Origin of the sequence: Candidatus Magnetominusculus dajiuhuensis (genome assembly GCF_046044395.1) — a bacterium.
Taxonomy (GTDB): Bacteria; Nitrospirota; Thermodesulfovibrionia; order Thermodesulfovibrionales; family Magnetobacteriaceae; genus Magnetominusculus; species Magnetominusculus dajiuhuensis.
Genome location: NZ_JBJUSG010000126.1, coordinates 1 through 10,336 on the forward strand (window position 1 = coordinate 1; position 10,336 = coordinate 10,336).

A 10,336-nucleotide genomic window follows, 5' to 3' on the forward strand; every position below is an offset into this window, starting at 1 on the left:
CATTATGACATCTGCTACCCCCACTGTAAAGATGGGGTTTTCTTGACGCTTACTCAGCTCTGATACCGTGTTCAGTCCATTTGTTAGCCAATCTGGCTGCCCTGTCGTCCTTTGGATCGGCAATGATGACCGATTCAAAGCCTTCTGGATTCTGGAGGGCTATTTCACTTAATGCCTTCCCACCCCTGTTTGCTCCTGCAAAAAAAACACGTTTTTTCATATTGTCCTCCTTAAGTTTATTTTCCGAAGCTACACGCCTCGGTTATGGTGGCCTTAAGACCCCATTTCTCAAAAACAGCATTCCATACGTTAATTGTCTTGGCATAGTTATCTGTTGTTACAGGGCTTGTGTCTTTACTCGGCTTATATGGGTGGACGCCGCAGACGATTACACTCGTGTTCCTTGGGAATTTGGGTTTAATAGCATTAGCTTCAAGCCATTTTAAAAATTCCTTAGGCGTAGGGGGCTGCCACTCAAAATCAAACTTCTTTAGGTCAACTTCCCTTAAATCCGTTAGGAGCAAAAGCAAAGTCTCGCCGTCGGCGGGCATTCTTAATGAAGCCCTGAATATAGCCGCGCTAATGGCCGACCCCTTACGTGTTGGTAGGTTTTTTGTTAGCATTTCTATTCTCGCACAGAATTCTGTGCGCCATTTGCGTTTATTGGCACTGACAGGCCCCGGAAATCTGTCAGGGTATTTTTCTGTGAAAAGAATTATACTTGTTTGCAGATTGGAATCAATAAGCACAACTTCAAATATGCCGCCGCCGTCGGCATCGTCGGCTTTTTGTCGCCAATAATCAGCTGCGTCTGACAGATTTTTTTCGTTACAGGAATACTCGTCTGCTGACGTACTACGGTCGCATACGGCAATCAGATTGAATGATGAAGCTGAAGCGTATCCAAAGCCAAACAGGAGAAAGAAAATAAGAAAGAGAATTGTGCTACCAATGAACAAGGGGCGTAGCAAGGGATTTCGATTGCCCGTCGTTCTTCTGTTAAGCCCTTGCCAAATGAGATATGCCAGCCGATGTTCATTAAGTTTAGCCTCAACTCGTCTTAGATATATTTGCCATTGAGATATGTTCCGATCTCGCTCACGTTGTTTTTGTTGAAACGGCCTACGATATAGTTCCACCAATGAGTCCCGCCTATTAACTGCCTGTCTTCTTAGTCGTGCGGCTGATTGGCGCTTCTTTTGACAGATTTCTTCAATATCACTTAGTCGTCTTAAAACACTTTTATTTTTTCTCACATAGGTAAAGGCTTCTGATAATTCTTTCCACAGATAAGCGGCCATTAATGGAAACGCAATTCCTATTATTGCAAACAGAACGGCAAACGGCAACTGTTCGAGCGAGAGCTTATGTGTTGCATCTGACTGGAGCATTCGCAGATACGCAGTTGTTATGGATATACAACTCAACGCAAAAACCCACACAACTCTAAACCGCGCATATAGAGCATAATGTCCAACTGCTGCAGTTACCAGGAAAGTCCCCACCGAAACAACTACGGCGATTACGAATTGAGAGGTATGCCGCGATGCTTCTGTACTCAACTTCATAGTATCCACTCCGAGAATATCTGCGTATAGGGAAAACAAAGGGCCGATGTCACTCATGCCGACAACTAACAAGCCAAGCAGATAAAATACAGTTTTAATTTGTACCATGTAATAGTCTGGCGTTTCAACCAGAACTGATTGTCTTTTTTCAGCGATTTCGCGCAATTCTTCGTCGGACTCACGAATTGCCAATTCGTTCCGTGAAATTTCTTCGGTGGCAGATGTCAAATCATCCTGAATCGTGTCAGCATATGTATCACCATCTTCCATACGCACGATTGACTGGTCGTTGATCTCGGGGTGATCTCCAAGATTTTTGGAGATTACAGGAAGGCCGTTTGAGTGAAATAGCGAATAGCCATTTTCACCTTTGGGCGCTCTCGCTATCAAAATTTTATAGACTGAATATAAATACGAATCCAACTGAACAGATGCCTTGCTTGCCAGAAAGGAACTGAATTTAAAAAAGTTCATTACCTGCCTCTATGTTGCATATTTCCCAACTTTACAGCTTGCTTCCTAACCTAGGATATATAGCAATAAATTAATTAGTCAAGAGGATATAACTTATTATTACTGATAATTACTAATGTAATTATATTTAGGATTGTATGATATATATATCCTTGTTATTAAAGCTATTATAAGCATATTATGTTTATATATTACAGATGTATTATTTTAGTAATTATTAGTAATTATTGGTTTTAATATAATCATTATTTGCAAATTAATCACTTCTATGTGATGCCAGCAGCTCATGTCAATGGTTTTTGCCGAGCATGTGAGCTGCTGTATAGGGGATGTCAGGATAATTTGAGGAAGTTGAGGAAGTTATAGAATACCTAATGTTTGAATATTACCATTCTTAGACTGATTAGCAATATCGTGTATGTTACTTTTTTTGCATAGACATCAATTTACCCTTTTTGATACAATAGATATTAGTCACAAGCGGAGAGGACGCGTATAACGATGATATTGTATGGTGCATTTGACAATGTGGCTTAGGTTGTAGGCGAATATGAGGAATGAAGATTTGACACAGTTTGAAGATAAAAAACATGAAGTTATAATTTGGAATGACATTGTAGAACTGATAGAACATGTGGAAAGGGATTATACTGCAGATCAATTACCGCTGTTATGGTTAAAAGCTATTTATTCAATTTATACAAGTCACATGGATAAGCAATCTGATAAAAATATTAATTTGAATATTGAGGATAATAGGCCAAAAGTCTCAAGAGAAGAAGTCTTAATGCTATATAGGAAAAATGATGTATTGAAATCAGAAAAAGATAAGAAAATAATTAAAAGACTTTATGATGATTATAAATCACATAAAGGAACAATTAATAAATTACTTAGGACTTATATGAATCCGGATACAATAACAAATAGAGTTCTCAATCCAAAACGGATAGTTATAGCCCCTTATAAAAACAAAAAAGGTGAAATTAATAACTATTTTGTTATAGAGAATGCTAAACCAATTAATGAAGTCTTAAAAGCTCAACCCGCTCATATAGAATTGAAGGCTCCGCAGATTCTAATAAATAATCTCTATAAGTGGAAAGCCCATAATTATTTAGGTGAGAAAGCCCTTAGCGGTGCCGATCTGTTCAATGTTGAAGCTGAAACGAACCCGGCCGAGCTTGATGAGGAAAGCCTTGCTTATTTTTATATAAGTTGTGTATTCAGGCATTACAACTACCACAGATGGTGGGATATAGTTAAAGACCGTCCTAAAGTAATATGGCATTTGATTAATCTTTTAATGCAAACATATCAACGGCCTTTTTGGAGAGCAGCGTTTGTATTGCAATATGCTGATTCGACTTTATTTCAAAAAACAATAACGGAATTTCCTAAACACTTATTAGCGACAGATCGAATTAAAACTATTATTAATGTTATTGAAAATAAGAGCGTTGAGCGATACATTTCAGAAAACGCAGATAAGGTGTTATACGCGCATGAATTATTGAAGGAATTTTCTATATTTAAAATAGTCTAATCGGCGCGTCTGGTGGAAAAAGCAACCTAAAATTCACTGTCTTTAGTAAAGCCAAAGGCGGCTTAACAGCCGCCTTTGACAATTACTTTCTTCTATTCAAGGTTCGTATCTATTTCCATTTTACCCCTAAAGGGTAGGCAACGCCATTATAGTAAGTATAGAGGTAGCCATCTGTCCAGGCCACGAGGGCTGCATTATTGCTAAACCATTGGACATAGTATGTGGCTGAACCGGATGTCCCCTCACTCATGGTTCCAGATTTAGCCCCAAACCACGAAGCGTATGTTGTATAGATTGAGGAAATCTGCGTGTATGCCTTACCAAATGTTCCCCAGCTGATCCCTAAAGCGTACCACTGGCTATTATAATAGAGGTACATATTTCCATCTGGCCCTGCTACGAGGGCAGCGCCATTGCTAAACCACTGGACATAGTATGTGGTTGAACCGGATGTGTAGGCAACCAAGGTTCCTATTTTAGACCCAAACCACGAGGCATATTCGTCATAGATGGCGTCAATTGCCGCAGAGGTGGTGGAATTGTCAACACTAAATACCGCTGATAAAGATTTATCAGCCGACATCGTGATGATACATTGAGAACCACTCGTCGAGTCGCATCCTGTCCAGCTAGTAACAGCAGAACCGGCATTGGCCGTTGCCATCAGCGTCAAGGATGTGCCTGACGCATATGCCGCAGAACATGTTGTACCGCAGTTTATCTCACCGTCGACGCTTATTATCGTGCCCGTGCCAGCGCCGGATTTCGATACGCTCAGGGTATAAGTATTTGCTGACGACGACGTAAATGTTGCCGTTACGCTTTTAGCCGCTGACATCGTAACGGTACAGGTAGAACCGCTTGATGAGTCACAGCCCGACCAACTTGTAAACCTAGAATCGGCCAAGGCCGCTGCCGTTAGCACTACCGATGTGCCTGAGGTGTATGTCGCAGTGCCAGTGTTGCCGCTCCATGTTAATGTCCCTGAATCGGCGGTTACAGCGCCGAAACCTGTGCCAGCTTTTGTGACGGTTAGGGTATTGCTCAATGGCGTTTGCGTAAACGTCGCCGTTACACTTTTAGCTGATGACATCGTAACAGAACAGGTAGAACCGATTGTGGAATCACACCCTGACCAATTAGTAAAAGTAGAGCCGGAATCAGCCGCTGCCGTTAGTATTACAGATGTGCCCGAGGTGTATGTCGCAGTGCCAGTGCTGCCGCTCCATGAGAGAGTTCCAGTTGACGATGTTACAATGCCCGTACCCGTGCCAGCTTTTGTAACGTTCACTGTATAAGTGGATGATGACGATTTAGTAAATGTCACCGTTACAGTACAGTTTCCAAATATAGGGCTGGTAGTGTATGTGTTACCTGATAAACTACCGTTGCAGCCGCTCACTGTGGCCGTATATCCTGAGTCTGGCGTTACTGTAAAGCTGGTTGTCGCACTAGCGCTAACAGCCTGCGCCGTTGACGGGCTTACGGTTCCACCAACTCCTGCCACTGGTGTTACCGTAAAGGAGATTGGCCCACCACCACCTCCTCCACCGCCACCACCTCCGCCACCACCACCTCCGCCTCCGTTTGATGTAAACGTGGCAGACACGGTGCAATCAGCGGTTATAGCGCCGGTTGTGAATGTGGTACCGGACAAAGCACCATCGCAGCCGCTTGCAGAGGCCGTATATCCTGAGTTTGGCATTACGGTAAAGCTCGTCGTGCTCCCGTAGCTAACAGTCTGCGCCGACGACGGGCTTATGGTACCATCTGATCCTGCTGATGGTGTTACAGTATAGATGTTTGGGGTAAATGTTGCCGACACTGTGCAATCAGCGGTGATTGGATTTGTTGTATACTGATCGCCAGATAAAGAGCCACCGCATGTCCCACCTACCGACGCCTTATATCCTGTTGATGGATTAACATTGAAATGGGTTGTTTTGCCGTTTTCAATACTGCGCGCTACATCTGGACTTATCTTACCATTAGCTCCAGCTGATGGCGTTACCGTGTATTTATTCGGTGTAGGCGTCGGCGTTGGTGTTGGCGTTGGTGTTGGCGTCGGTGTAGGCGTCGGTGTCGGTGTAGGCGTAGGCGTTGGTGTCGGTGTTGGCGTAGGCGTTGGTGTCGGTGTTGGCGTAGGCGTTGGTGTCGGTGTTGGCGTAGGCGTTGGTGTTGGTGTTGGCGTCGGTGTTGGCGTCGGTGTTGGCGTCGGCGTTGGCGTAGGCGTTGGAGTAGGCGTCGGTGTTGGTGTCGGCGTTGGCGTTGGCGTAGGTGTCGGTGTTGGTGTCGGTGTTGGTGTCGGCGTAGGCGTTGGCGAGAATGTCGCAGATACCGTACAGTCAACCGTTATAGCGTTTGTCGTATATGTGTTACCCGATAATGAACCGCCGCATCCACTCACTGAGGCCGTGTATCCTGTACTTGGTGTTATCGTGAATTGTTTTGTCCCGCCTGAGGTAACGGTCTGTGGTGTTGACGGGCTTATCGTCCCATTATATCCTGCTGATGGCGTTACCGTGTAGGTAGGTTGTGAAGCGATAAAGTTATTGTCTGCCAAGTCTGCACTGTTTATGCGCACACCGCTGCTTGATGGGGTGAAGGCATAGCCGGACTTGGCAGGCGTTACTGTATAGCTTCCGTTAGAAAGTTCTACAAAACTATACATACCGTTGCTGCCGGTGGTTATTGTGCCGCTGCCAGCGCCGGTAAGGTTTATCGTTACCCCGCTTACCCCAACACTGTTGTTGTCGTAAATTGTCCCTAAAATTATAAAGACATTTGTTGTGGCTTGCGACGCTGTAAAGTCTTGTATAATGGCAGGGCCGCTTAGTGTTAAACTGCTGCTTGTTGGATTTAATGCATATCCAGTCGCGCTTGGTGTTACAGTGTAGCTTCCGTTAGGAAGTTCAGTAAAATAATACATCCCTCTACTGTCAGTGATTGTGGTGCCGCTTCCAGCTCCGGTAAGATTTACCGTTACCCCGCTTAGTCTGTTCGATTCGAATGACTCACCGGCTGTTATTGTGCCTGATATCGAGTTGGCGGGTGGTGCGGCGGTTGTTGCCTGAAAGTCAATACCCGTTGAGGCAGCACCACTTAATGTCACACTACTACTTGACGGGGCGAAGGTATAGTCGAACGCGCTTGGCGTTACAGTATAGTTACCGTTAGAAAGTCCAGCAAAATGATACTGGCCATTGCTGTCGGTGGTTGTTGTGGCTTTGGAAGGGCCGGAAAGGGTTACTGTTACACCGCTTACTGCAGATGATTCAAGCGACCAACCGGTTGTTATTGTCCCTGATATCGAATTTGCTGATGGTGCGGCGGCTGTTGCCTGAAAGTCATTTCCTGTAGAGTCTGCCCCGCTTAAAGTAACACTGCTGCTTGATGGTGAGAAGGTATACTTGATAGCGCTTGGCGTTACTTTATAGCTTCCGTCAGAGAGACCTGTGAAACTATACTGACCGTTGCTGTCGGTAATTGTTGTGGCGCTGCCAGAGCCAGAAAGGGTTACCGTTACTCCACTTACTCCAGATGATTCAAGTGACCAACCGGTTGTTATTGTCCCTGATATTGCGTGTACATCCGATATTGGTGTAAATGTGGCCCATACCGTACAGTCAGCCGTAACAGCATTTGTCGTATATGTTGTACTGGACAATTTACCACCACAAGTGCCAGTAACTGAGGCTATGGTGTATCCAGAGTTTGGTGTGACCGTAAAGCCCGTCGTGCTGCCTGAGTTTACAGTCTGCGGCGTTGACGGGTTTATCGTACCGTTCGCACCTGCTGATGGCGTCACAGTGTAGGTGGCAGGTGCCGAATAGACACCAGTCCTCACATATCCATATCCACCGCCACCACCGGCAACCAGCTTTGTGCCGTCTGAACTTGATGCTATACTCCACTGCAGAACTCCTTCGCTGCTACCGAAAACATTACTCTGCGTCCATGAGACTCCACTATCAGCTGACGTCCATATGTCTCCACCAATCATATCTCCACTAGCAACAACGGCAGCCAACTTCGTGCCGTCTGAACTCGACGCTATACTCCACCACCACGTGTAGCTGCCACCGTCAACATTACGCTGCGTCCATGTGGCTCCGCTATCGGTTGATGTCCATATACCTCCGCCTTCAGTAACAGCAGCCAGCTTCGTGCCATCTGAACTCGATGCTATACCCGAAACACCGTTAACGTTACGCTGCGTCCATGTGGTTCCGCTATCGGTTGACGTCCATATACTTTCTCCAGCAGCGGCCAGCTTCGTGCCGTCTGAACTCGACGTTATACTATTCCATTGATGGCCGTTACCGTCAACATTACACTTCGTCCATGTGGCTCCGCTATCGGTTGACGTCCATATATCGCTACCAGGCCCTCCACGATAACGATTACTGACAGCCAGCTTCGTACCGTCTGAACTTGACGCTATAATGGGATAATCGCTGAAGCCACCGTGCTTCGTCCATGTAGCTCCGCTATCGGTTGACGTCCATATACTTCCGCCAATAAAAGTACCACCAGCTGCAGCCAATTTCGTGCCGTCTGAACTCGACGCTATACTCCACCATATTACTACGTCACTGCCATCAACATTACGCTTCGTCCATGTGGCTCCGCTATCGGTTGACGTCCAAATACCTACGCCAGCAAAAGCAGCAGCCAGCTTCGTGCCGTCTGAACTCGATGCTGTCGCTGTATTATCCCCCGCTGAGTGGCTCTCGCCGGTTACATTATGTGCAGTCCATGTCCAAGTCCCGTTTGCTGGTGCAAACATAGCCGTTACCGTACAGTCAGCCGTTATAGCGCTTGTCGTATATGTGGTACCGGATAAGCTGCCACCACATGTACCAGTAACTGAGGCCGTATAGCCCGTGTTTGGCGTTACAGTAAAGCTCGTCGTGCTGCCGGAGTTAACAGTCTGCGGCGTTGACGGGCTTATCGTCCCGTTCGAACCGGCTGATGGTGTTACCGTGTAGGTGGTTGGCGTAGGTGTGGGGGTTGGTGTAGGAGTCGGAGTAGTTGAAGGCGTGGGTGTCGGAGTAGGTGTTGGCGAAGAAGAGGGCGTAGGTGTGGGGGTTGGAGTTGGCGTTGGTGTGGGCGATGGGGTAGTTGACGAATAGACCCCGGTCCATATATCAAAATTAGCAGAAATGGCAGCCAGTTTTGTGCCATCTGAACTCGATACTATACTCCGCCAATTATTGCTGCCACCGTTCACATTGCTTGCCGTCCATGTGACACCACTATCCGTTGATGTCCATATGTCCCCAGAACCAATGGCAGCCAGCTTCGTGCCGTCTGAACTTGATGCTATACTCCACCAATTGCTGCTACCACCGTTAACATTACGTGCCGTCCATGAGGCACCGCTATCCGTTGATGTCCATATGTCCCCAGAACCAGTGGCAACCAGCTTCGTGCCATCTGAACTTGATGCTATACTCCCCCAATTGCTGTTACCACCGTTAACATTACGTGCCGTCCATGAGGCACCGCTATCCGTTGATGTCCATATGTCCCCAGAACCAGTGGCAACCAGCTTCGTGCCATCTGAACTTGATGCTATACTCCCCCAATTGCTGTTACCACCGTTAACATTACGTGCCGTCCATGAGGCACCGCTATCTGTTGACGTCCAGATATCACCTCTGATAGCACCTAAAGACGACGGCTCGGAAACCACGGCAGCCAGCTTCGTGCCGTCTGAACTTGATGCTATACTCTGCCAACCGTAATCAAGGGTAAGATTATGTGCCGTCCAAGTGACACCACTATCTGTTGATACCCATATATCACCATGATAATTTGCACTCGAAGAAACCACGGCAGCTAGCGTCTTGCCGTCTGAACTTGATGCTATACTCTGCCATACATCATACCACTCTTCGGCGCTACTTCGCTTCCAAGTGGCTCCGCTATCTGTTGACGTCCAGATACCTCCAGACCAATTACATCCGGCAGCCAGCTTAGTGCCGTCTGAACTTGATGCTATACTCTGCCAATCACAGTCGCTAAAACGTTTTGTCCATTTCCAAGTCCAGTATGTTGGTACAAACGTGGCTGTCACACTCTTGTCCGATGACATAGCTACAGTACATTGGTTTGAATTTGTAGAATCACACCCCTGCCATGACGTAAACGTAGAGCCACTGTCAGGTGTTGCCGTTAAAGTTACTGTTGTCCCAGATGTATATGAAGCCGTGCCGGAGCTGCCAGTCCATGAGATTGTCCCCGAATCTGCGGTTACAGTACCGGCACCTGTGCCGGATTTGGTAACCGTGAGAGTGTAAGATGTTGAAGTGCCTCCTGAATAAAGTTGCTGTATTTCATCTGCAGAAAGAGCACGGTTGTAAATGCGAATATCACTTAGGGTACCTTTAAAGTAACCATCATTGCCACAAAACCAGTCTTCATGACCGATTAAGAATGATCGTGAATCACTATCCCATACCTGTCCAGAGGTCGTGACATTTGATACAAAAGTACCATTCAAATACAAAGAAACATCTGTACCTGATCTCACTATAGCTACATGCGCCCAGTTGTTGCTGATTGAATTAAATGGCAAGAAATAAGAACCGTACTGACCATACGATATTTCATAATTATATTGGCATGAGGAATCCGCACATCGCACACTCCATCCACCAGAACCACCATTTAGACACCAATATTGTCTGGTAAGCGTCTAAATAACTACACCCGTTGATTTCCCTGCGAGGGCATCCCTATC

The 10,336-nt window shown here is 46.1% G+C and carries 4 protein-coding genes and 1 pseudogene; 1 reads left to right on the forward strand and 4 read right to left on the reverse strand.

What is annotated here, in order from left to right:
- Positions 1 to 49 precede the first annotated feature (49 nt).
- Positions 50 to 220: a hypothetical protein gene (locus tag AB7D94_RS14235; protein ID WP_420266606.1), complete on the reverse strand. Its 171-nt coding sequence runs from the start codon at positions 218 to 220 to the stop codon at positions 50 to 52.
- 16 nt (positions 221 to 236) lie between these two features.
- Positions 237 to 2,042: a hypothetical protein gene (locus AB7D94_RS14240; RefSeq protein WP_420266607.1), complete on the reverse strand. Its 1,806-nt coding sequence runs from the start codon at positions 2,040 to 2,042 to the stop codon at positions 237 to 239.
- Between the two features lie 550 nt (positions 2,043 to 2,592).
- Between AB7D94_RS14240 and AB7D94_RS14245 the strand changes: the two genes are divergently transcribed.
- Entirely contained in the window at positions 2,593 to 3,588 is a 996-nt protein-coding gene (locus AB7D94_RS14245) for a hypothetical protein (protein ID WP_420266608.1), read from the forward strand.
- A 109-nt stretch (positions 3,589 to 3,697) separates the two neighbouring features.
- Here AB7D94_RS14245 and AB7D94_RS14250 read toward each other — a convergent pair whose 3' ends face one another.
- Together AB7D94_RS14250 and AB7D94_RS14255 are read right to left on the reverse strand one after the other, a co-directional pair.
- Entirely contained in the window at positions 3,698 to 9,670 is a 5,973-nt protein-coding gene (locus AB7D94_RS14250) for a beta strand repeat-containing protein (protein ID WP_420266610.1), read from the reverse strand.
- Positions 9,671 to 9,712: 42 nt separating this feature from the next.
- Positions 9,713 to 10,240: pseudogene (locus AB7D94_RS14255) on the reverse strand (LamG-like jellyroll fold domain-containing protein); the annotation flags it as partial.
- Positions 10,241 to 10,336: the final 96 nt, after the last annotated feature.